This window comes from Methylobacterium nigriterrae (assembly GCF_037106235.1).
Lineage (GTDB): Bacteria > Pseudomonadota > Alphaproteobacteria > Rhizobiales > Beijerinckiaceae > Methylobacterium > Methylobacterium nigriterrae.
Genome location: NZ_JBAWTG010001005.1, coordinates 1 through 258, shown reverse-complemented (window position 1 = coordinate 258; position 258 = coordinate 1). Strand labels below are relative to the sequence as shown.

The 258-nt window shown below is 66.7% G+C and carries 1 protein-coding gene; it reads left to right on the top strand.

Features of this window, described 5'->3' with window-relative positions:
- On the top strand, nt 1-258 hold a 258-nt coding region (locus tag WDW90_RS40035), incomplete at both ends, for an efflux RND transporter permease subunit (RefSeq protein WP_336493109.1).

Here is a 258-nt window from a genome sequence, read left to right as displayed (position 1 = left end):
CCACGCACGCAGGGGCGCAAGGCATCGGCAGACGATGTCATCCGGCGCTTGCAGCCGGAGCTTGCCAAGGTGCCGGGCGTGCGGCTGTTCATGCAGGCCGGCCAGGACATCAACGTGGGCGGCCGGCTGTCGCGGACCCAGTACCAATTCACGCTCACCAGCCCTGACCTCGATGAATTGAATGTCTGGGCGCCGCGCCTGCTGGAACGTTTCCGCACGCTGGCGCCGCTGACCGATCTGGCTACCGACCAGCAGAAC